Below are 21391 nucleotides of genomic sequence, written 5' to 3'. Positions count from 1 at the left end.
CGAAGCCGCCCAGCCACCCCAGCCCGCAGCGCAGTTGCCGCCGCGCGATCGTCCGCCCGAGCCGCCCGGGAGGGTGGGCCTGATGCTGCTCTCCTACGCGCTCCAGAGCCTGCGCGCCCGCCGGTCGAGCTTCGCGGGGGCGTTCTGCGCACTGTTCTTCGCCGCCCTGACCGTCACCGCCTGCGGGACCTTGCTGGAGACCGGCCTGCGCGGTGAGATCCGCACCGAGCGGTACACCGGCGCCCCGTTCGTGGTGGCCGCCGACCAGCAGGTGCACCAGACGACCGTCAAGAACAAGGGCAACGGGAAGACCAAGACCAAGGAGAAGGCCAAGCCGCTCGCCGAGCGGGCCTGGCTGCCCGCCGCACTGGCCGACCGGATCGCGGCGGTACCTGGTGTGCGCGCCGCCGTCCCCGAACTCACCTTCCCCGCCCAGCCGGTGGCCGCCGACCGGCTCCCCGGGTACGGGCACGCCTGGGCCTCCGCCGGGCTGACCCCGTTCACCCTGGCCGAGGGCCGGGAGCCGGGCGCCGCCGACGAGTTGGTGGTCGACGCGGGCCTGGCCGCCCGGGCCCGGCTGCACGTCGGCGACCGCCTGACCGTCCGCTCCACGCAGACGCCCGTCGCCTACCGGATCTCCGGCATCGCCGCCGCCCGGGGCGTCGAACTCACCGAGCAGAGCGCGCTGTTCTTCCAGCAGGCCGAGGCCGAGCGGCTGGCCGGCCGGCCCGGACAGGTCACCGCGATCGCCGTCCTGCCGGCGCCCGGTACCGACCAGGCGAAGCTCGCCCGGGACCTCGCCCCGGCGCTGGCCGGCGCCGGTGCGGTCGTCCACCGGGGCGCCGACCGCGGACAGGCGGAGTTCCCGGAGGCCGCCGGCGCCCGGGTGAAGCTGGTCAGCATGGGCGCCGCGATCGGCGGCACCGCGCTGCTGGTGGCCGTCCTGGTGGTCAGCGGGACCTTCGCCCTGATGATCCAGCAGCGGGCCCGGGAGATCGCCCTGCTGCGTGCGGTGGCGGCGTCGCCCAAGCAGGTGCGGAAGATGATCGGCGGCGAGGCGCTGCTGCTGGGCCTGGTGGCCGGGGCGCTGGGCTCGCTCGCCGGGCTGCCGGCCGGCGGATGGCTGTACGAGGGATTCGTCGACCTCGGTGCCGTGCCGGACACCCTGCACCACACGCTGAGCGTCTTCCCGGTGTTCGCCGCGGTGCTCGCCACCCTGCTGGCCGGCTGGGCCGCCGCCCGGATCTCGGCCCGCCGCGCCTCCCGGATCCGCCCGGGCCAGGCGCTGTCCGAGGCCGCTGTGGAGATCCCCGGGGCCGGCTGGGTGCGGACCCTGGCCGGTGGCCTGACCCTGGCCGGCGGCATCGTGCTGGTCGCCGTCCTGGCCGCCCTGGACACCGAGAAGGCCGCCACCCCGGTCACCTTCGCCGCCGTGGTGGTGCTGGCGATCGCGGTCTCGCTGCTCGGCCCGGTGCTGGCCCGGGTGTCCTGCGCCGCCTTCGGCGGGCTGCTGCGGGTCTTCCCCGTCAGCGGCCACCTGGCCGCCGCCAACCTGCGGGCCGAGTCCCGCCGGCTCGGCGCCGCCGCCGCGCCGCTGGCCCTGCTGACCGCGATGGTCTGCACGGTGCTCTTCACCCAGTCCACCCTCGGCGGGGCGGCCGCCCGGCAGGCCGAGGACGGCGTCCGGGCGCCGTGGACCCTGGCCGCGAGCGCACCGGGCGTCCCGGGCCAGGCGGCGCAGGCCGTCCGGGCGCTGCCCGGGGTCGCCGCGGTGACCGAGGTGCTGCGCAGCTCCGTCCGGATCGACCTGGAGAAGTACACGGTGCAGGGCGTCACCACCGAGGGCCTGACGGCGGGCTGGGACCCGAAGGTGACGGCGGGCACGCTGGCCGGCTTCGGCGACGGCGACCTCGCGGTCAGCGGGACGGCGGCCGGCGCCCTCGGGGTGCACCCCGGCTCCACCGTCCGGCTGGTGCTCGGCGACGGCACCCCGGCCACCCTGACCGTCCGGGCCGTGTACGCCCGCGGCCTCGGCTTCGGGGATCTGACGCTCTCGCACGCGCTGCTCGTCCGGCACGTCGACAACCCGCTCGCCGCGGCCGTCCTGGTGGCCGCCGACGGCCAGGTCACCCGGGAGCGGCTGACCGCGGCGGTGGCGGGCTTCCCCGGGGTGCGGGTGCTCGACCGGGCGCAGGCCGGCGGGATCGCGGCCGAGGCGCGGCAGAACGGCGCCGAGGCCAACTACCTGGGGATGGGCCTGGTGCTCGGCTTCACCGCGATCTCGGTGGTGAACACCCTGGCGATGGCCACCGCCGACCGGCGGCGGGAGTTCGCCCTGCTCCGGCTGACCGGCGCCACCCGGCGCCAGATCCTCGGGATGCTGCGGCTGGAGTCGGTCGCGGTGGTGGCCACCGGGGTCGCCCTCGGCTCGGCGATCGCGTTCGCGGTGCTCACCGCCTTCAGCCTGGGGATGACCGGCTCGGCCGAGGTGGCCTGGGGCTGGACCGGTTACGCCGGGGTGCTGGCGCTGGCCGCGGCGCTGGCCCTGGCCGCGACGGCGCTGCCGGCCCGGCTGGCCCTGCGGGCGCCGGCCCTGGGAGTGCCGGCCAAGTAGGCGGACGGTACGGCGGCTATACCCTGGCGGGATGCAGGCGCGACGGGCGGCCCACGACGGTGGGCCGCCCTGCGCCGCTCCCGCTACGACGGGTTTCCCGTCCCGACGGACAGCTGAGGTGGACTGTGACCGGTTCTGGCACGGACGGGCGCGCGGGCGCACGCGCCGACGGCCGGGCCGACGGCCGGGTCCTGCGCGGTGAGGAGACCCGCCGGGCGGTGCTGCGCCGCGCGGTCGAGATCGCCTCGGTCGAGGGGCTGGACGCACTGTCGATCGGCCGGCTGGCCACCGACCTCGGGCTGAGCAAGAGCGGGGTCTTCGCCGGGTTCGGCTCCAAGGAGGAGCTGCAGCTGGCCACCGTCCGGGCGGCCCGGCGGATCTTCTCGGACGCGGTGGTCACCCCCCTGGAGGACACCGCCCCGGGACTGGGCCGGGCCCGGCGGCTCTGCGAGGGCTGGCTGGCGTACTCGCGGGCCCGGGTCTTCCCCGGCGGCTGCTTCTTCTTCGAGGTGAGCGCCGAGTTCGACGCCCGCCCTGGCCCGCTGCGCGACGCGCTGGCCGCCTGCGCGCGGGAGTGGCACACCGTGGTGCTCGACACGCTGGCGCAGGCCCGGGCGACGGGCGGGCTGCGGGCCGACGCGGATCTGGAGGACCTCGCGTTCACCCTGATCGCGGTGCTGGAGGCGGCCAACGGGCAGGCCCTGCTGTTCGACGAGCAGAGCCCGTACGACCGGGCGGGCCGGATCGCGCTGCGCCTGCTGCGGGCGGAGGCGGCCGATCCGCGGGCGCCCGAGCTGGCCTGAGCCGCCCGGCCCGCCGGCCGCCGACGCGGGGTCGTCGCGCCCATAAAACTGCACGAACGGTCGTGCTAATATCTCCGCGAGTTCGGCACCGCACCCAGGCACGCCCGTCAGCACCGACAGGGAGACCCCGATGGACCCGGCCGTCGCACTGATCCGCACCACCCTCAACACCCTCTCCCGGCCGGCCCCCGGCCTGGCCGGCCGGGCCGCGTTCCAGCTGTACCGGCACCCCGTCCGGCGCGGCCGGGTGCGCGGCCGCGAACGCGAGGTCCACGACCAGGCCGTCACCGAGCAGCTCACCGTCCACGGCAAGCGGGTGGCCGTCTACCGCTGGGGCGACGGCGCCCGGCCCGTCCTGATGCTGCACGGCTGGCAGTCCCGCGCCTCCCGGTTCGCCGGCTACGTCCCCCGGCTGCGGGCGCTCGGCCTCAGCCCGGTCGCCTTCGACGCCCCCGGACACGGCGACTCGGGCGGCCGCGCCACCACGGTGCTGGAGTACCGCGCGATCGCCACCCGGCTCCAGGAGCGGTACGGCGTGTTCGAGGCCGTCATCGCGCACTCGCTCGGCGTCAACGCCGCCTTCCTCGCGCTGCGCGGCGGGCTGCGGGCCCGGCGGCTGGTCGCCGTGGCGGGGGTCAGCGAGTTCTCCTACCTGCCCGCAGCGTTCTGCGCCGAGCTGGGCCTGAACACCGTGATCGAGCGGGAGCTCAGGCACCGGGCCGAGCACGGGATGTTCCCCGGCGTCGAGGACGTCACCGCGTACTTCGACGCCGCCCGCAGCCCCGAGGAGATCGCCCTGCCGATCCTGGTGGCGCACGACGAGGGCGACCGCAAGGTCGGCATCGACCACGCCCGCCGGCTCAAGGCCGCCTACGGGGAGCAGCTGGAGCTGCTCGTCACCCAGGGCCTCGGCCACCGCCGGATCCTCACCGAGCCCGCCGTCGTCGACAACGCCATCGGATTCCTGGCGGCCGGTCAGGAGGTCTCGGCCCTGTGAGCCTGCCCGAACTGCCCGAACTGCCCGAACTGCCCGACCTACTCGACCTGCACGCCCGCTCGCTGGAGCTGGCCGCCGGGGTGGTCGACACCGTCCGCCCGGAGCTGCCGGAGCTCGCGACGCCCTGCGCGGGCTGGACGCTGCGCCGGCTGCTGGAGCACGTGGTCGGCCAGCACCACGGCTTCGCCGCCGCCGCGCGTGGCGCCGGGCCCGACCTCGCGCTCTGGCACGACGCCCCGCTCGACGGGGATCCGGCCGGGGCGTTCCGGCGCTCGGCGGAGGAGCTGACCGCGGCCTTCGCCGAGGCCTCGGCGGCCGGGCGGGAGCTGTGGCTGCCGGAGATCCGGGCCGACGGCGCCTTCCCGCTGCGCCAGGCGGTCGGCTTCCATCTGCTCGACACCCTGGTGCACGGCTGGGACGTCGCCGCCGCCCTCGGGGCGCCGTCCGGTCTCGCCGCGGCGGTGGACGGCGACCGGCGGCTGGCGGCCGTCCTGCTGTCGGTCGCCGAACTGGTCCCGGCCGGGCCGCAGGACCGGGCGCCGGGGCGGGCCTTCCGGGAGCGCCGCGAACCGGGCGGGGGCGCCGGGCCGTTCGACCGCGCGCTCGCCCTGCTCGGCCGCGACCCGGCCTGGGTCCCGCCTGAGCCGCCCGGCCCGCTCGCCGGTCGCGCCGGTCGGCCTCAGCTCTGAGGCCGGTCGCGCTGCTCGTCGGGAAAGCGCGGTCCGCCGATCAGGTACAGCAGTGCGGCGATCGGGAAGCCGATCGAGGCGACCACTAGCACGATGAACTCCCAGAACATCTCCCGCTCCTCGTCAGTCCCGGGCCACCCGGCCCCCCGAAGGAGCCGCCAAACCTGATGGGCCCTGATTGGCCGAATTGTCCACTTGGTATCCGACGGTATGGCCGGATTACTCCCACTGCCACCGGACAGCCTCGGCCCGGGCGGGGCGCGCCGGGTGCAGGGGTCTGGGCGCCGGCCGCGGGTGGGGCCACACTGTCGGGATGCAGGTACAGCTCGCAGGGGAAGCACGGCGGCCGGACCGCGAGAGCGAGGACTTCGCGGCGGCCTCACCGGAGGCGCTCGTACTGCTCGACGGTTCGAGCTCACCGAGCGGCATGGAGTCCGGGTGCCGCCACGGCACCTCCTGGTACGTCCGCAGACTGGGGGTGCACCTGCTGTCCCGGCTCACCGACCGGGCCGACCGCTCGATCGCCGAGTGCCTGGCCGACGCGATCGCTGAGACCGCCGCGCTGCACGGCGGGCGCTGCGACCTGGCCCACCCCAACACGCCCGCCGCCATGGTGGTCGCGGCCCGGCGGCACGGCTCCTCGCTGGAGTACCTGGTGCTCGGCGACTCGCTGCTCGTCCTGCAGTACAAGGACGGCCCGCCGAAGGTGATCGGGGACAACCAGCGCTTCCCCGGCGGGGAGGAGCTGCGCCGACAGGTCTGGTCGACCGTCCCCGGCTCGACCGAGCGGGCCGCGCTGCACCTGCGGTACGCGCTGGCCGTGCGGGCCGCCCGCAACACCGCGCACGGCCCGTGGATCGCCGCCGCCAGCCCGAAGGCCGCCGGCCACGCCGAGACGGGCTTCGTCCCGCTGGACCGGCTGCACGCGGTGGCCGCGCTGTCCGACGGCGCCTCGCGCTACACCGAGCGCTTCGGCCTGGGCAGTTGGGCGGACGCCCTGCAACTGCTCGGCGAGTGCGGCCCGGGCGAGCTGATCGCCCAGGTCCGCGCCGTGGAGCGGTCGGATGCCTCCTGCGAACGCTGGCCGCGCGGAAAGGCCCACGACGACGCCTCGGCCCTCTACGCCCTGTTGTAGGGGCCAAGGCATCGATCAGGGAACGGTCTATGCGTGCCCGAGGGTGTCGATGCGGACTGAGCCCAGGCCGGCGGCTTCGATCGAGGGGACGACCAACGAGGCATCGCCCTCGATCACCACCGCCAGCCGCTCGGTACTGAGGAACTCTCGTGCGGCGTCCCCGACATCGCCGGGGACGAGGTCGGCGAGCTCGGTGTAGCGCTGCGTGTGGAACTCGTCCGTGGCACCGGTGGAGGCCAGGGCGCAGAGCGCGAGGCCGACCGCACCGGGGGTGTGGAAGTCGATCGGCAGTCGGCCGATGATCAGGTCGATGCTGTTCCTCAACTCCCCTTCGTTCACTCCGCTTTCGCGTAGTTCGGCGATTCGGGCGAGGACCCGCGCGACGACGGCGCCCGAGTGCCTGGGCGTGGTCTGCGTGGCCACGCCGAACACACCGGTGTCGTGGGTGAACTGCAGGGTCGCGTGCACCGCGTAGACGAGACCGTGGTCGTCCCGCAGGTCGCGGGTCAGTCGGGAACGGGCGGTGCCGCCCAGGACGTGGACGGCGATCGCCAGGGCGCTGTGCTGGGATCGAGCCACCAGCGGGAGGTGATGGGCCATCCTGATCACTGCCTGCTCCGTCCCGGGGCGGTCGACTACGACGATGTCGCGTCCGTCCGGTATCCGCGGTTCGGGAGGGGTGTACGGGAAGGCCCCGACCGATCTTCCGGCAGGGTGCACCGGTTGCCGGGGGACCAGCTGCGCCGCCGCCTCCGCCGCCCGGCCGAGGGCGATGCGGCGAAGGTCTCCGACCAGGACCACGCGCGGCCCGGAAGCCAGCAGTGCGCCGTGGTGATCGCGCAACACTTGCCCGGAGAGGCCGCGGAGTGTGCGTGTGGTTCCGTGCGGCAGAATCGTCGGACGACCCGTCCGGTAGAGGACACGGCCCAGCGCCTCGGCGGCCGCGGTGCCGGGCCTGACCCAGTTCGCCTCTACCTGGGCCGACTGAGCGTCGCGCAGGCGGGCGACCCGCCCGTCCTCGTAGGAGGGGGCCCGGGTGGCCCGCGCGACGAGTTCCAGCACCTGGAGGACGGTGTCGACCGGAGCGGTGGCGGACATGATCAGGCTGTCGTCGCCGATGGTCGTGGTCCACGTGGTGCCGAGTTCCTCCAGGACGGGTGCGAACTCCTCGGCGGGGAGTGCTCCGGTTCCCTCCCGTAGGACTGCGGCGAGCAGATGGCTGAGGCCGGCCCGGGAGGGCGGTTCGCTTCGGATGCCCGCGTCGAACTGGACCGCGGTGAAGGCCGTGGGGCACCCGGGCAGATCGGCGGCCAGCACGGCGTCCAACCGGGTCACCGGGGGGAACCGGTAGGGGGCGCGGACCAGGACGGGTGGTGGGCCGGGAACGAGAACCGGACTCATGCGCTCTTCTCCTCGGTGACGCCGGTGAAGACCAGGGCGAAGCGGTTCTCCCGGCCGAGGTGTGTCCGGGCGACGCGCGCCAGGTCGGCCACGGTGACCGCGGCCATCCGGGCCGGCTGGTCGCCGATGCCGGTGGCCCGTTCGTACAGAGCCGCGTGCCGGGCCAGTTCGTCGGCCCGGGAACCGAAGGCCGTCAGCGAGCGCAGCCACCCCGCGTGCAGGGCGGCCCGGGCCCGCTCCAGCTCGGCCAGGTCGATCCGGCCGGTTGCGATCTCGTCGAGCACCAATTCCACGGCGGTGATCAGCTGGTCGCCGCTGGTGCCGCGTTGGGCTGTCAGGCCGAGGGTGAAGAGCGACGAGCCGTGGGTCAGCCCCCAGGCGAAGGCGGCCCGTTTCTCGGCCCGGGCGAGTGGTCGCTCGACCACCAGCCGCCGGTGGAGGCGCGCTCCGCGGCCTCGGCCCAGGAGGGCGGCGAGCACGGTCAGGGCGTCGTGGTCGGCGCTCGGCGCCGGCGGTACCCGGTGCACGAGGTAGACCCGGTCCGTGTCTGCCCGCTCCTCGGCCTCCAGACGCAGCACAGGGCCGGGCAGCGGCTCCGGTGGCGTCGCGGTCCGATCCGGAAGCCTTGCGTGACCGGCCGGGACACACCCGAAGTACCGCTCCGCCTTGGCGAAGACCTCGTCGGGGTGGACCGCTCCGACGACGGTGAGCACCGCGTTGTCCGGCGCGTAGTGGCGCTTGTGGAACGCCGCCAGCGCGCCCGAGTCGACCTCGGCCAGGCGTTCGATTGAGCCGATCGGCGGATGACCGTACGGATGGCCGTCGGGATACACCGAGGCCAGCGCGTACTCCTGCCAGCGTCCGTACGGCATGCCCAGGTGCTGCTGCTGATGCTCCCTGCGGACGACGGCCAACTGGTTGCGGAGTACGCCCTCGGACCATCGGAGCCCGGCCATCCGGTCCGCTTCCAGCCACAGGGCGAGGTCGAGGGCGCCGACCGGTACGGTCTGGTGGTATTCGGTGCGGTCCATGGTGGTGCTCGCGTTGACGCCGTCCGCGCCGATCGCTTGGAGCATCGCGGTGTGCTCCCCGCGGCCGACCTGCTCCGACCCCTCGAACATGAGGTGTTCGAAGAGGTGGGCGAGCCCGGGCAGTTCGGCCGGGTCGTGGTGGGAGCCGACTCGGTACCAGAGGTTCACGGCGGCGACGGGGACCAGATGGTCGGGGGAGACCACCACCCGCAGGCCGTTGGCAAGTCGGTGCTCGGCCACCGGCCAGGGGAATCCGGGTTGCTCCCCTGCGGCCCTCGCTGTCGGTGCCGTGTTCCCCGCCCCCTTCATCGCCACTCCTCAGCCCGGGCCGGTGCCGTCCCCGCCAGCATCGAGCTGTACTCCCCGCCCGACTCGGCGAGTTCGGCGTGGCGGCCGCGTTCTGCGATCCGGCCGCCGTTGAGCACGATGATCTGGTCGGCGTCCCGGACCGTAGAAAGGCGGTGTGCAATCGTAATCGTCGTCCGGTTCCTGGCCAGCTGTGCCAGAGCCTCCTGCACGGCCCGCTCGGTCCGGGTGTCCAGAGCGCTGGTGGCCTCGTCCAACAGGAGAACCGGTGGGTCGCGCAGGATCGTTCTGGCGATGGCAAGTCTCTGCTTCTCACCCCCGGAGAAGCGGTAGCCCCGCTCGCCGACCACCGTCGCGTACCCGTCGGGCAGGCTCGCGACGAGATCGTGGATGTGCGCCATCCGGGCGGCTGTGACGAGCTCTTCGTCGGTGGCCTCCGGCTTGCCGAGTCGAAGGTTCTCGGCCACGGTCGCGTGCAGCAGGTGGGAGTCCTGAGAGACCAACCCGACGGTCCGGGCGAGCGTCTCGAAGTCGAGGTCGCGTACGTCGACGCCGTCGATGGTGATCCGGCCGGCGGTGACGTCGTAGAGCCGCAGCAGAAGATAACCCAGGGAGGTCTTTCCGGCTCCGGTCGGCCCGACCACGGCGAGCCGGGTACCGGGCTGGACATCGAGGCTGATGTCCCGCAGCACCGGTTCGTCGCCGTGACCGAAGTGCACCCGCTCGAAGCGGACGTGGCCCCGCGCGGCCGTAAGCGGTGTGGGGGAGGACGGTTCCGGGACGTCCACCGGCAGGTCCAGGTACTCGAAGGTCCGCTCGAACAGCGAGAGCGAGCTCTGGACCAGCGCGCTGACCTGGGTGAGCTGGACAGCGGGACCCAACAGCGACTGTTGGAGTGCGGCAAAAGCGACCAGCGTTCCGATGGTGACCGGCGATCCGCGCAGGCCGGCCGCCCAGTAGAGCAGCACCGGCATGGCGGCGACCACCACCTGGAGACATGCCTGGCGCCAGCGCCCCGCCATCGTGGTACGGACGCTGACCTCGCCCAGCGCTGTCGACTGCCGGGCGAACTCCTCGGTCACTGCTCGGGACCGGCCCAGTTGACGGCCCAGCAGGAAGCCCGAGACCGACAGTGACTCCTCGATCAGGGTGGTCAGCGCGGCGACCTTCTCGTATCGCTCGCGGACGATCTCGCGCCGTTCGCGGCCCACCCGGTTGTTCACCCACACGAACACGGGGAGCAGCGCGAGTGAGACCAGCGCGAGCCGCCAGTCCAGGAGCGCCATCGCACTCAGGGCGGCCAGGACCGTCGCCCCGCTGCCGAGCACCGTGGTGACCGCGCTCGTCACCACGGTGTCCATGCCGCCGATGTCGTTGGAGATTCGGGACTGGACCTCGCCCGTGTGGGTGCGGGTGAAGAAACCGAGCGACATCCGCTGGAGGTGCGCGTAGACCTCGGTTCGCAGACCGCTCATGATCCGCTGACCAACGATCATCGACTGGTGTGCCTGGCACACCCCGAGGGCGGTGCTCGCCGCGGTCAGCGCGATCATCACCACGGCGAGCAGCGTGAGCAGTCCGGTGCGACCGTGCGGGAGCGCATCGTCGAGGATCAGCCGGATCAGCAGCGGGGGCACGGTGGCGACCGCGGCGGAGAGCATCACCAACAGGATGATCACGGCGAGTCGCCCGCGGTGCGGGGCGAACAGCCGAATGATGCGCGGGCGCATCGCGGCCGGTCGCGCCGGTTGTCTCTTCACTCGTGCCCTCTCCCGTCCCTGGTCGGTGGCGTGGCTGCCCGGAGCACCCCGGGGCGGCCGCTCAGCAGACGGTCAGGAAGCCCTCTTTGACCAGCGTCCGGACGAGGACCAGGCGCCCGGGCTCGTCCAGTTCGCCGGGGATGGTGGCAGCGGTGAATACGCCGCTGTGCCGCTCGGCCGTGAACCGGACCTCGTCGACGACGTGCGCGGGCAGCCGCACCGTCTTGCCGTGGAAGTGGAGCTGTACGGCTTCTGCGCCGGTTTCGAGGCTCCACTGCAAGGAGATCCGGCGGCGTACCTCGGTGTCCTTTTCGATCCGGTCCAGGAGCTCAAGGTCATCCAGATGACCTTCCAGGGAAGGAGGGTTGAGCGCGACGCCGGCCTTGACGGTGCGGCGCAGCTCATCCTCGGCGGAGACCTTCCGCGGCAGTTCGGCGAAGAGCTCCGCGATCCGCTCCTCGACGTGCCGCTCGAGATCGGGGTTGCCGAGGAAGCCGAAGGGCAGTGCCTCGCGGTAGGCGACGTCCCGTTCGAACAGGGACTGTAGGGCCTCGGCGACGACGTTGCTCCACAGGATGGGGTGGATGCCGATGGTCAGGTGCAGGGAGGCTTCGTCGGTGGAGGTACCGGCGTGCACGGTGCCACGCGGAAGGTAGAGCACGTCACCGGCGTGTAGCTCGAACTCGGAGACCGGCTGGGTGGGTTCGGGTGCAGAGCGGTCATACGGCTGACTGCGCAGCGGCAGCGGCAGCGGCGCCCCGAAGAGCTGCCAGCGCTTGGTGCCGTGGACCTGCACGATGAAGACATCGTGCATGTCGTAGTGCGGCTTGAAGCCGCGGGCGCCGGCCGGCGTCAGGTAGGTGTTGATGTTGATCCGCGCGGAGATCTCCGCACCGAGCGCGCGCATCAGCTGGTTCAGCGCCGGGAACCGGTCCTGGATGCCGTTGAGCACCAGCGACGAGCCGGCGCGGTACCGGTCGTAGATACGTTCGACCGCCGTCAGCGTACTGCCGGCGCCGAGTTCGGCTACCGGAGTCTCCTTGCCGTCGACCACGACCCGGAAATCGCTGAGGTCGTTGCCCGAGGTGTGCAGGGCCCGGTCCACGTCCGAGAGGGTCAGCAGCTCCGCGAAGTACGACGGGTCGTCGTGCCGGATGAGCAGCGGCTTCTTCTCGTAGTTCTCCTCCCGGAAGGTCGCGACGTTCAACGGGTGGAGGAGCCGGGCGAGCCCGAAGTAGTCGTCCGGGCCGCGGCCGTGATCGGTCCCGTTGTGAGGAGATGTCATGCGGTGAGTCCTTAGTGCGTGCGGAGGAAGTGCGGCGCTGTGACCGTGCCCTTGAGGACCGCGGGTGCCCCGCCCGAATGGGCGGGGCACCGGAACGGGCCGATCAGTCGTGGTCGTCGATCGGACCCCAGTAGCCACCGGTGGCCTTGGCCCAGAAGTCTGCTCCGCCACTGTTGTTGGAGTCGCTGTCGTCGTACCAGCCCTTGCTGTTGTCGTGCGCCGACGACACCGGGCCGGCCGACTGTACGACCGTGATGTCCTCGGGGTTGAGGGACGTGGACATGATGAATCCTCTCTCGTTCCGCGGATGGGGCGTGGAATTTCCTTCAGGTCCCCGAAAATTTACAGGGACGGGCGGTCCGGTGAATTCGCGCATTTCTCCTCCGGCGAATTCGGACACGATCCAATAGTAATCAGGGGGCGCTGTCGGCGGTCAAGGGTGATTCTCTGGCGGCCATTCCGCGCAGGCCGGGCAAATCGCCGCTCACGCGGCTGGTTTGGTTTATTATGGGGGCATTTTGGAGTGATATTAATCACATCGGACCCTTTTATTCCGCTTTTTTTGCACCCTTTCCGGATCGACTATTGCGGCAATTTCGGGCAATCGGATGTTTGGGGGTGGAGCCGGGTTTCGCGGGCATGAGAAAGCGGATCGGCCACCCGTTGTTTGTCGGGTGGCCGATCCGCTTCGTGGTCGATGAATAGATGATTTCAGGGCCGGGTGCTGATTCCGGCCCGAGGGAGTGTCAGTCGAGTCGCCGGTGCGCGCCGGCCAGGCCGGTCTCGTAGGCGGCGATCACCAGTTGGGTGCGGTCGCGCGCGTCCAATTTCATCAGCAGCCGGCTGACATGGGTCTTCACCGTGCCCGTGGTGAGGTTCAGCAGCTCGGCGATCTCCAGATTGGACTGCCCCTGGGCGATCAGGTGCAGAACCTCGCGCTCGCGTACGGTCACGCTCTCCAGGCGTTCCTCCCCGCTGCCGGGGGCGGGTGGGCCGGTCAGGTACTCCTCGATCAGCCGACGGGTGACCCGGGGCGACAGCAGCGCCTCGCCCGAGGCCAGCACCCGGACAGCGGATAGGAGTTCGCGGGGCGGGGTGTCCTTGAGCAGGAAGCCGGCCGCGCCGGCCCGCAGCCCGTCGAAGGCGTACTCGTCCAGGTCGAACGTGGTCAGCAGCATCACCCGGACCAGCCCGGGGTCGTCCTGGGCGAGGATCTGCCGGGTGGCCGAGATCCCGTCCAGCACCGGCATCCGAATGTCCATCAGGACGACGTCGGGTCGGAGTTCGCGGACCAGTCGGACGGCGTGGTCGCCGGATCCGGCCTCACCGACCACCCTTAGACCGGGTTCGCCGTCGATCAGCGCACGGAAGGCGTCGCGCACCAGCACCTCGTCGTCCGCGAGTACCACCCGGATCGTCATCGGGCCGCCTCCGGCACGCCCGCGGCCTCGTTGGCGGGCGCGCCGCTCCGGGCGGCGCCGGTCCCGAGTGTGACGGCCACCCGGAAGCCGTGCGGTTGCAGCGGCCCGCTGACCGCCTCGCCGCCGTACAGCACGGCCCGCTCGGCAATGCCGATCAGGCCGTTGCCCGGCGCCGGCGGTTCCCCGGGCGAGCCCGACCCGGCGTCGGTGACGGTGAGCGTGACTTCGTCCTCCCGATACCCGATCGCGGCCTCGGCCCGGTCCGTCCGGGCGTGCCGGACCACATTGGTCAGCGCCTCCTGGAGGATTCGGTATGCGGCTCGGTCGACGCCCGGGGGCAGTCTGCGCACCGTCCCGGTCACTGAGAGCCGTACTCGCACCCCGGTCCGCTCGATCTGCGCGAGCAGCTCGGGCAGATCGGCGAGCCCGCCGGGCAGCAGTTCGGCGGGGTTGCCGTCACGGAGCACCCCGAGCAGCAGGCGCATCTCGCCCAGCGCCGCCCTGCTGGTGGTCTCGATGACGGCCAGCGCCTTCGCGGCCTCCTCGGGCCGGGTCGCGTACACATGGTGGCCGACGCCGGCCTGCACCGCGATCACGCTCATGCTGTGCGCGACGACATCGTGCAACTCCCGGGCGATCCGAAGCCGTTCCTCGACCAGGGCACGGCGGGCCAGGTCGGCCTCGGCCTCGGCCCGGTACTCCGCCTGCCGCCGCAGTCCCTCGCTGTACGCCCGGCCGCGCCCCACCGACCAGCCCAGAGCCCAGACGGTGCCGGCCGCGACGACAGCCTCCACCAGGTAACCGGGCCCGAGCTGATAGTGGATCTGCCGGGGGTGGCCGAAAACCCCGACCAGGCCCAGCAGAGCCACTGTGGCGGCCAGCGCTCGGGCCGACACCCGGGTCGGAAGCTCCACCGCCACGACGTACCCGGCCAGCACCATCGCCAGGATCGAGAAGCTCGCCGCACGGTCGGACACACCCACCGAGGTGGCGACCGCGGTCAACGCCAGTGCCGTCAGCGGCAGCAGGCGCCGCGCCGCCGTGCCGACGACCGCGAGCGCCAGGAGCACCGCGTCGACCGGTCGGCCGTCGCGCGCGGCGACGGGCAGGAACGGCACTGCCAGCAGCACTGCCAGCACGCAGTCCGCCCCCACGAGGTGGGAGCGCCTCAGGCGTCTGGTGAGCGGGGGGTGCAGCGGCTGATCCACGGCGCGATCGTAGACGGAGGGCCCGGCCCGCGCATCTGTCTCCAGACAGATGCGCGGGCCGGGGCCGGTTGTCCAGACTGGGCACCGGAACGTCGGCATCCGCCGCCGGCGGGCATCCTTTTCCACCGAGCGCCGGCCGGTGCCGAGGACCGGGCCGTGCCGTCGGGCCGGGTGGGCCGGATGCGGGCTCGGCGCAAGGCCGGCTGGACACGAAGGCCATAGATGATCACCGTCACCGGACTCACCAAACGCTACGGCCCGACCACCGCGGTCGACGGCCTGGACTTCGAGGTGAGACCGGGCCGGGTGACGGGGTTTCTGGGGCCCAACGGCGCCGGCAAGTCCACGACCCTGCGCATGATCCTTGGACTGGACGCGCCGACCAGCGGCTCCGCCCTCGTCGACGGCGCGCCCTACGGCACGCTGGGGCGGCCGCTGCACCGGGTTGGCGCGCTGTTGGACGCGATGGCCGTCCACGGCGGCCGCAGCGGTCGCCGGCACCTGGCGGCGCTGGCTCGCAGCAACGGCATCGGCCGGGCCCGGGTGGCCGAGGTGCTCGCCGAGGTCGGACTGGCCGACGCCGCGGGGAGGCGCGCGGGCGCCTACTCGCTGGGGATGAAGCAGCGGCTCGGGATCGCCGCCGCCCTGCTCGGGGACCCGCCCGTACTGATCTTCGACGAGCCGGTGAACGGCCTCGACCCGGAGGGCGTGCGGTGGATCAGGCTGCTGCTGCGGCGGCTGGCCGGAGAGGGCCGCACGGTCCTGGTGTCCAGTCACCTGATGAGCGAGATGGAGCACACAGCCGACCACTTGATCGTGATCGGCCGGGGGCGTCTGCTCGCGGACTGCGGCATGGTGGAGTTCGTCGCCCGCGGCGGCCCGGGCGTGGTGCAGGTCCGGACTCCGGCCGCCGCCGAGCTGCGGCAGGCGCTGCTCGCGGCCGGCGCCACCGTCAGAGCCGAGGACGGCGGCGTCTTGGATGTCTCTGGTCTCGGCGCGCCCCGGATCGCCGACATCGCCCTGGCGGAGGGTATTGCCCTGCACGAGCTGACCGACCGGTCGGCCACCCTGGAGGACGTCTTCATGGAACTCACGGCCGAGGCCGGGGACCACCGCGCCGGCGGCGGTCCCGTGCCGGGGAAGAGGCACTGACATGGCTGTCGTCACCCCCCAGGCGCCGGTCGGTGCGCTCGTCCGGGCCGGCGACCTGCTCGGCGCCGAGTGGATCAAGCTGGCCTCCGTTCGCTCGACCGTGCTGACCGGTGTGCTCGGCGTCGCCGGGGCGACCGGTGTCACTCTGCTCTTCGCCGATTCCTCGATGCGCCAATGGGACCGGATGTCGCCGGAGGCCCGGTCCTCGTTCGACCCGATCGGCGGGTCCTTCGGCGGCTTCCTGCTGCTGCAACTGGCGGTGCTGGTGGTCGGCGCGCTGGCGATCGGCGGCGAGTACTCCAGCGGTCTGATCCGTACCACCCTGACTGCGGCTCCGGCCCGCCGCCGGGTGCTGCTGGCGAAGGCGGCCGTGGTCGGCGGTCTCGGGCTGCTCGTCGGCGGGGCGGCCGCGCTGTTCTCGGCGGTCGTCGCCCAGACGCTGTTCGCGGAGCACAGGGTCGGCGTGCCGCTGCTCTCCTCGGAGTTGCTGACGGGGATCGCGGCCACCGCCGTCCGGCTCGGGGCGGTGGCGGTGGTCGGCCTGGCCCTGACGACCGTGCTGCGGAGCACCGCGGGGGGCGTGGTCACCGGATTCGCCGTGCTGTTCATCGCCCCGGTTTTCCTGCGCGGCTCCGAGGGCTGGATGTTGACCGTGCACCGGGTCCTGATGGAAAGCGCCGTGCGGCGGCTGACGACCCAGCACCATGATGTGCTCGGCCCGTCCGCCGGCAGCGCGTGGGTGAGCCTGTTCCTCTATCCCGCCGTCACCCTCGCGCTCGCGGCGTTCGTGATCGGCCGCCGGGACGTCTGACCCGCCCGCCCGCGTGCCCCTTCCCGCCGTCCACCCGGAGCCCACGGATGTCCTCGCCCACTCAGCGCCTGCTCGTACGCACCCCCCTCCGCATGCGGTCCGCGGTGATCCGTCACCGCAGGCTGGTCACGTTCCTGGTGGTGGGCGGGAGCTGCTTCCTGCTGACGCTGGCGATCAACTACGTACTCAAGCTGACGGTGCTCCGGGCCCACCCGGTCGCGGCGCAGACCGTCGGCATCGCGGTGGCGACGGTGGCCTCGTACCTGCTCAACCGTCGTTGGTCGTTCCAATCGCGGGGCGGCCACGGTGAGGCGGTGCCCTTTGTGGTGGTCAGCGCTCTGGCGCTGGGCGTCAACGACCTGCCGATGCTTGTCTCGCGCTATGTGCTCGACCTGCGGGTGCCGTACGTCAGCGGTTTCACCCAGGAGACGGCCGACTTCCTGAGCGGGATGGTGCTCGGGACGCTGCTCGCGACGGTGTTCCGCTACTGGGCCCTGAAACGGTGGGTCTTCGCCCACCCGGCGGCTCCGGTCCCCGTTCCCGCCCCGGGAACGCGGGAAGTGCCACGGAGTGAACTGTCACCTGCGCCGCAGGACATGCCCGGTCCACCGATCCTTCGACCGGCCTGCTCTGTGTCCGAGGGGCGGCTGGGCACTGTGGGCGCATCGGCGGCACCGGCTGGGACGGTCCAGGGACTGGATCTGCGACTACTCGTCCACGCACAGCACCAGGGCCGGCTCGGGCGGGTCGAGGTAGCGGCCGACCGCGTCGCGGACCTTGTCGATGAACAGCGGGTCGGTACTGGGCGGAGACGGCTGGTTCGCAGAGTGCCTCGCCCGTGATGCCGGAGAGACGGGCAGCCGCGCGGATCCCTCTCGTCGTGGGCAAGGCGTCCGCTTGGAGACGGGTGACCACGTCCAGGCGCTGATCCTCAACGAAGGCGCGGTCCGGCGAAAACCGCGATCGCCGCCTGGTGGATCCGAAGCACGGTGAGGGCCGTCCGGGAGTAGCCGGCTACTCCCGGACGGCCCTGTGCCGTGTTCGTCAGCGTCCCAGGTTGGTGCCGGCGGGGATGGTGCCGAGGCGGCCGGCCTGGAAGTCCTCCATGGCCTGCTGGAGCTCGCGGTGGCTGTTCATCACGAACGGGCCGTAGTGGGCGACCGGCTCGCGGATCGGGAGGCCGCCGAGGAGGACGACCTCGAAGTTGGCGCTGCGGGAGTCCTGGGCCTCGTCGGCGCGGATGGTGAGGGAGTCGCCGTCGCCGAAGACGACGGCCTGGCCCATGTGGAAGGGGCGGCGGTCGGGCCCGGCGGAGCCGCTGCCGGCCAGGGCGTAGGCGAGGCCGTTGAAGTCGGTCCGCCAGGGCAGGGTGACCTCGGCGCCGGGGCTCACCGAGACGTGGATCATGGTGATGGGGGTGTGCGTGGAGCCGGGGCCCTGGTGGCCGGCTATGTCGCCGGAGATGAGCCGGACGAGCGCGCCGCCGTCCGAGGAGGCGAGCAGCTTCACCGTCGTGCCGCGGATGTCCTGGTACTTCGGCGCGATCATCTTGTCCGCGGCGGGCAGGTTCACCCACAGCTGGAGGCCGTGGAAGAGGCCGCCGGACATGACCAGCGACTCCGGCGGGGTCTCGATGTGCAGCAGGCCGGAGCCGGCCGTCATCCACTGGGTGTCGCCGTCGGTGATGGTTCCGCCGCCACCGTGCGAGTCCTGGTGGATGAACGTCCCGTCGATGATGTACGTGACGGTCTCGAAGCCGCGGTGCGGGTGCCAGGGGGTGCCCTTGGGCTCCCCGGCCGCGTAGTCCACCTCGCCCATCTGGTCCATCATGATGAACGGGTCCAGGTACTTCTGGTTGATCTTGGCGAAGGCGCGGCGGACGGGGAAGCCCTCGCCCTCGAAGCCGCTGGGGGCGGTCGACACGGCCAGCACCGGACGCGGCTGGGAGCCTTCGGCGGGCGCCGCGATACGCGGCAGAACGAGTGGGTTGTCGACGGTCACGGCGGGCATGTCGGCCTCCTTCGGGGGTGTGTGGCCTACACCCAAGAGATTAGTTCAATACTCAACAAGAGGCAAGTTGAATTTTGAACCATATGGGGACGGCTGAGCCGCCGGCCCTCCTCCAGGGTGGACCCGCGGCCGCTAGCCGTACATCCGGCGCATGGTGAAGTCGACCATCTGCTCGACCGCCTTGGCGTCGAACACCATCCGGTGCTCGCCCTCCATGTCCAGCGCGAAGCCGTACCCCGTCGGCAGCAGGTCCAGCACCTCGGCGCCGCTGACGGTGAAGTGCTTGGAGTCCTTGCCGGCGTAGCGGCGCAGCTCCTTCAGCGAGCTGAACATCGGGATCACCGGGGTCGGCGTGTTGTGCAGCGCCAGGAATCCCGGGCGCTCGCCGCGCGGGCAGTGCACCTTGGAGGTGATGAAGATGGCCTGGAAGTCCTCCACCGCCATCGAGCCGGTGGTGAAGGCCCGGACGGCGTCCGCCAGCGAGGGCGGGGACGGCTCCGGGTAGAGGGACTGCTGCTGCCCCGCCTGCGGCTGCTCGCCGTAGGGGCCCGGCCCGGGCATGCCGTTCATGCCCGGCTGCGGCCCCGCCTGCTGCTGGTAGGGGTCGCCCGGGTACGCGTTCTGGTCATAGCCGTACACACGGACAGGCTATCGGGAGCGCAGCCGCCTGTGCGGCGGTCGATCCTGACAGGAGTGGCCGTCCGGCGTTGTGGGACGTGACCACGTTCATAGCGGATTCACCGCCAGGGGCTTGAAACAAGTTACCGCTGGGTAGCATCATGATGCCTACTGGTGGGTACGGGGCGCCCGAACGCGGCGGTCACCCGGAAGCGACGAACCGGAGATAACGGCCATGGGTCACTACAAGTCCAACCTGCGGGACGTGGAGTTCAACCTCTTCGAGGTGTTCGGCCGCGACCAGGTGTACGGCACCGGTCCGTTCGCCGACATGGACGTCGAGACCGCGAAGAACATCCTCAGCGAGATCGCGCGTCTCGCCGAGAACGACCTCGCGGCGTCCTTCGCGGACACCGACCGCAACCCGCCGGTCTTCGACCCGGAGACCAACACCGCCCCGATCCCCGCCTCGTTCAAGAAGAGCTACCAGACCTTCATGGACGCCGAGTGGTGGCGCCTGGGCATCCCGGAGGCCATCGGCGGCCAGGTCACCCCGTCCTCGCTGATCTGGGCCTACGCCGAGCAGGTCCTGGGCTCGAACCCGGCCATCTGGATGTACTCCTCCGGCCCGGCCTTCGCGGGCGTCGTCCACGACGAGGGCACCGAGGCGCAGAAGAAGGTCGCCGAGCTGATGACCGAGCGGCTCTGGGGCGCCACCATGGTGCTGACCGAGCCCGACGCCGGTTCGGACGTGGGCGCCGGCCGCACCAAGGCGATCAAGCAGGAGGACGGCTCCTGGCACATCGAGGGTGTGAAGCGCTTCATCACCTCGGGCGAGCACGACATGTCCGAGAACATCATCCACCTGGTGCTGGCCCGCCCCGAGGGCGGCAAGCCGGGCACCAAGGGCCTGGGCCTCTACATCGTCCCGAAGTTCGACTTCGACTGGGAGACCGGCGAGCTCGGCGAGCGCAACGGCGCCTACGCCACCAACGTCGAGCACAAGATGGGCCTCAAGGCCTCCAACACCTGCGAGATGACCTTCGGCGCCAAGCACCCGGCCAAGGGCTGGCTGCTCGGCGAGACCGTCGACGGCATCCGCCAGATGTTCAAGATCATCGAGTTCGCCCGGATGATGGTCGGCACGAAGGCCATCGCCACCCTCTCCACCGGCTACCTCAACGCTCTCGAGTACGCCAAGGAGCGCGTGCAGGGCGCCGACATCTCGCAGTTCCTGGACAAGACCGCCCCGCGCGTCACCATCACGCACCACCCGGACGTGCGCCGCTCGCTGCTCACCCAGAAGGCGTACGCCGAGGGCATGCGCGCCCTGGTGCTGTTCACCGCCTCCACCCAGGACGACGTGCTCGCCGCCCGCCTGCGCGGCGAGACCGACGAGGCCGCCGAGCGCCTGAACGACCTGCTGCTGCCGATCGTCAAGGGCTACGGCTCCGAGAAGTCCTACGAGCAGCTCGCCCAGTCCCTGCAGACCTTCGGTGGCTCCGGCTACCTGCAGGAGTACCCGATCGAGCAGTACATCCGGGACGCGAAGATCGACACCCTGTACGAGGGCACCACCGCGATCCAGGGCCAGGACTTCTTCTTCCGCAAGATCGTCAAGGACGGCGGCCAGGCGCTGACCGCGCTGTCCGAGCAGATCCAGAAGTTCCTCGGCTCGGCCGCGGGCGGCGACGCCCTGGCCGCCGAGCGCGAGCTGCTCGCCAAGGCCGCGGGCGACCTGGAGGCGATCGTCGGCAAGCTGCTGGCCGACCTCTCCTCGGTCGAGCAGGACGTCAAGAACATGTACAAGGTGGGCCTCAACACCACCCGCCTGCTGATGGTCTCCGGCGACGTCGTGATCGGCTGGCTGCTGCTGCGCCAGGCCGCGGTGGCCCTGGCCAAGCTGGAGGCCGGCGCCTCCGAGAAGGACGTCCCGTTCTACCAGGGCAAGGTTGCGGCGGCCCGCTTCTTCGCCAAGAACGTCCTGCCGACGATCACCCCGCAGCGCCTGATCGCCGAGGGCGTCGACAACGAGATCATGGAGCTGGCGGAGGAGGCGTTCTAGGACGCCCACCCGTCGCCCGGTCGGCACCTGCCGCGTGTGACACCTCTCTGACCGCCTGACCCAACCCTCAGTACGAAGGGGGCCC

Annotated in this window: 17 protein-coding genes and 2 pseudogenes; 9 read left to right on the top strand and 10 right to left on the bottom strand. The window is 71.9% G+C overall.

All coding sequences use genetic code 11. From position 1 onward, the window contains the following. Positions 1 to 82: 82 nt before the first annotated feature. The 5 genes from ACIGZJ_RS23515 (at position 83) to ACIGZJ_RS23495 (ending at position 6238) form a co-directional block, all read left to right on the top strand. Complete coding sequence (locus tag ACIGZJ_RS23515) at positions 83 to 2614, top strand: ABC transporter permease (RefSeq protein WP_396459060.1); 2532 nt, start codon at positions 83 to 85, stop codon at positions 2612 to 2614. 125 nt (positions 2615 to 2739) lie between these two features. After that, a complete protein-coding gene (locus ACIGZJ_RS23510) occupies positions 2740 to 3417 on the top strand; it encodes a TetR/AcrR family transcriptional regulator (protein WP_396459059.1) in 678 nt (225 codons plus the stop codon). A 130-nt stretch (positions 3418 to 3547) separates the two neighbouring features. Next, positions 3548 to 4414, top strand: a complete 867-nt coding sequence (locus ACIGZJ_RS23505; protein WP_396459058.1) for an alpha/beta hydrolase — start codon at positions 3548 to 3550, stop codon at positions 4412 to 4414. Further along, complete coding sequence (locus ACIGZJ_RS23500; RefSeq protein ID WP_396459057.1) at positions 4411 to 5103, top strand: TIGR03086 family metal-binding protein; 693 nt, start codon at positions 4411 to 4413, stop codon at positions 5101 to 5103. The genes ACIGZJ_RS23505 and ACIGZJ_RS23500 overlap by 4 nt, the downstream gene beginning before the upstream one ends. A 313-nt stretch (positions 5104 to 5416) precedes the next feature. Next, positions 5417 to 6238, top strand: coding sequence for an integrase (locus ACIGZJ_RS23495; RefSeq protein WP_396459056.1), 822 nt, complete (start codon positions 5417 to 5419; stop codon positions 6236 to 6238). A gap of 27 nt (positions 6239 to 6265) precedes the next feature. Here ACIGZJ_RS23495 and ACIGZJ_RS23490 read toward each other — a convergent pair whose 3' ends face one another. The 7 genes from ACIGZJ_RS23490 to ACIGZJ_RS23460 form a co-directional block, all read right to left on the bottom strand. After that, positions 6266 to 7639 carry a M16 family metallopeptidase gene (locus ACIGZJ_RS23490; RefSeq protein WP_396459055.1) on the bottom strand — a complete coding sequence of 458 codons (1374 nt, stop codon included), beginning with the start codon at positions 7637 to 7639 and terminating at the stop codon, positions 6266 to 6268. After that, entirely contained in the window at positions 7636 to 8910 is a 1275-nt protein-coding gene (locus tag ACIGZJ_RS23485; protein ID WP_396459054.1) for a M16 family metallopeptidase, read from the bottom strand. The genes ACIGZJ_RS23490 and ACIGZJ_RS23485 overlap by 4 nt, the downstream gene beginning before the upstream one ends. A 65-nt stretch (positions 8911 to 8975) precedes the next feature. After that, entirely contained in the window at positions 8976 to 10706 is a 1731-nt protein-coding gene (locus ACIGZJ_RS23480; RefSeq protein ID WP_396459172.1) for an ABC transporter ATP-binding protein, read from the bottom strand. Positions 10707 to 10797: 91 nt separating this feature from the next. Then, on the bottom strand, positions 10798 to 12021 hold the full coding sequence (locus ACIGZJ_RS23475) for a cupin domain-containing protein (RefSeq protein WP_396459053.1): 1224 nt from the start codon (positions 12019 to 12021) through the stop codon (positions 10798 to 10800). Positions 12022 to 12124: 103 nt separating this feature from the next. Next, positions 12125 to 12304, bottom strand: a complete 180-nt coding sequence (locus ACIGZJ_RS23470) for a hypothetical protein (protein WP_380277867.1) — start codon at positions 12302 to 12304, stop codon at positions 12125 to 12127. Positions 12305 to 12767: 463 nt separating this feature from the next. Next, entirely contained in the window at positions 12768 to 13442 is a 675-nt protein-coding gene (locus tag ACIGZJ_RS23465; protein WP_396459052.1) for a response regulator, read from the bottom strand. Next, entirely contained in the window at positions 13439 to 14650 is a 1212-nt protein-coding gene (locus tag ACIGZJ_RS23460; RefSeq protein ID WP_396459051.1) for a sensor histidine kinase, read from the bottom strand. Before ACIGZJ_RS23460 ends, ACIGZJ_RS23465 begins: the two co-directional genes overlap by 4 nt. Positions 14651 to 14872: 222 nt before the next feature. On the opposite strand from ACIGZJ_RS23460, the gene ACIGZJ_RS23455 reads away from it, so the two are divergent. From ACIGZJ_RS23455 to ACIGZJ_RS23445, 3 genes and pseudogenes are all read left to right on the top strand, one after another. Then, the gene (locus ACIGZJ_RS23455) at positions 14873 to 15802 is read left to right on the top strand and encodes an ABC transporter ATP-binding protein (RefSeq protein WP_396459050.1); all 930 of its coding nucleotides are present in this window, start codon (positions 14873 to 14875) and stop codon (positions 15800 to 15802) included. 1 nt (position 15803) lies between these two features. Next, on the top strand, positions 15804 to 16613 hold the full coding sequence (locus tag ACIGZJ_RS23450) for a hypothetical protein (RefSeq protein ID WP_396459049.1): 810 nt from the start codon (positions 15804 to 15806) through the stop codon (positions 16611 to 16613). Positions 16614 to 16660: 47 nt separating this feature from the next. Continuing rightward, positions 16661 to 17113, top strand: a pseudogene (locus ACIGZJ_RS23445) (GtrA family protein); the annotation flags it as partial. 145 nt (positions 17114 to 17258) lie between these two features. Here ACIGZJ_RS23445 and ACIGZJ_RS23440 read toward each other — a convergent pair. The 3 genes and pseudogenes from ACIGZJ_RS23440 to ACIGZJ_RS23430 all read right to left on the bottom strand — a co-directional run. Beyond that, positions 17259 to 17416: pseudogene (locus ACIGZJ_RS23440) on the bottom strand (IS630 family transposase); the annotation flags it as partial. A gap of 241 nt (positions 17417 to 17657) precedes the next feature. Beyond that, the gene (locus ACIGZJ_RS23435; RefSeq protein WP_396459048.1) at positions 17658 to 18623 is read right to left on the bottom strand and encodes a pirin family protein; all 966 of its coding nucleotides are present in this window, start codon (positions 18621 to 18623) and stop codon (positions 17658 to 17660) included. 132 nt (positions 18624 to 18755) lie between these two features. Further along, entirely contained in the window at positions 18756 to 19262 is a 507-nt protein-coding gene (locus tag ACIGZJ_RS23430) for an SseB family protein (RefSeq protein WP_396459047.1), read from the bottom strand. Positions 19263 to 19476: 214 nt separating this feature from the next. Here ACIGZJ_RS23430 and ACIGZJ_RS23425 point away from each other — a divergent pair, with 214 nt between their 5' ends. Continuing rightward, positions 19477 to 21306, top strand: a complete 1830-nt coding sequence (locus ACIGZJ_RS23425; protein ID WP_392929974.1) for an acyl-CoA dehydrogenase — start codon at positions 19477 to 19479, stop codon at positions 21304 to 21306. Positions 21307 to 21391: the final 85 nt, after the last annotated feature.

This window comes from Kitasatospora sp. NPDC052868 (assembly GCF_044547105.1).
Taxonomy (GTDB): Bacteria; Actinomycetota; Actinomycetes; order Streptomycetales; family Streptomycetaceae; genus Kitasatospora.
The sequence above is the reverse complement of the archived record's forward strand: the minus strand, read 5'-3'. Positions and strand labels throughout refer to the sequence as shown.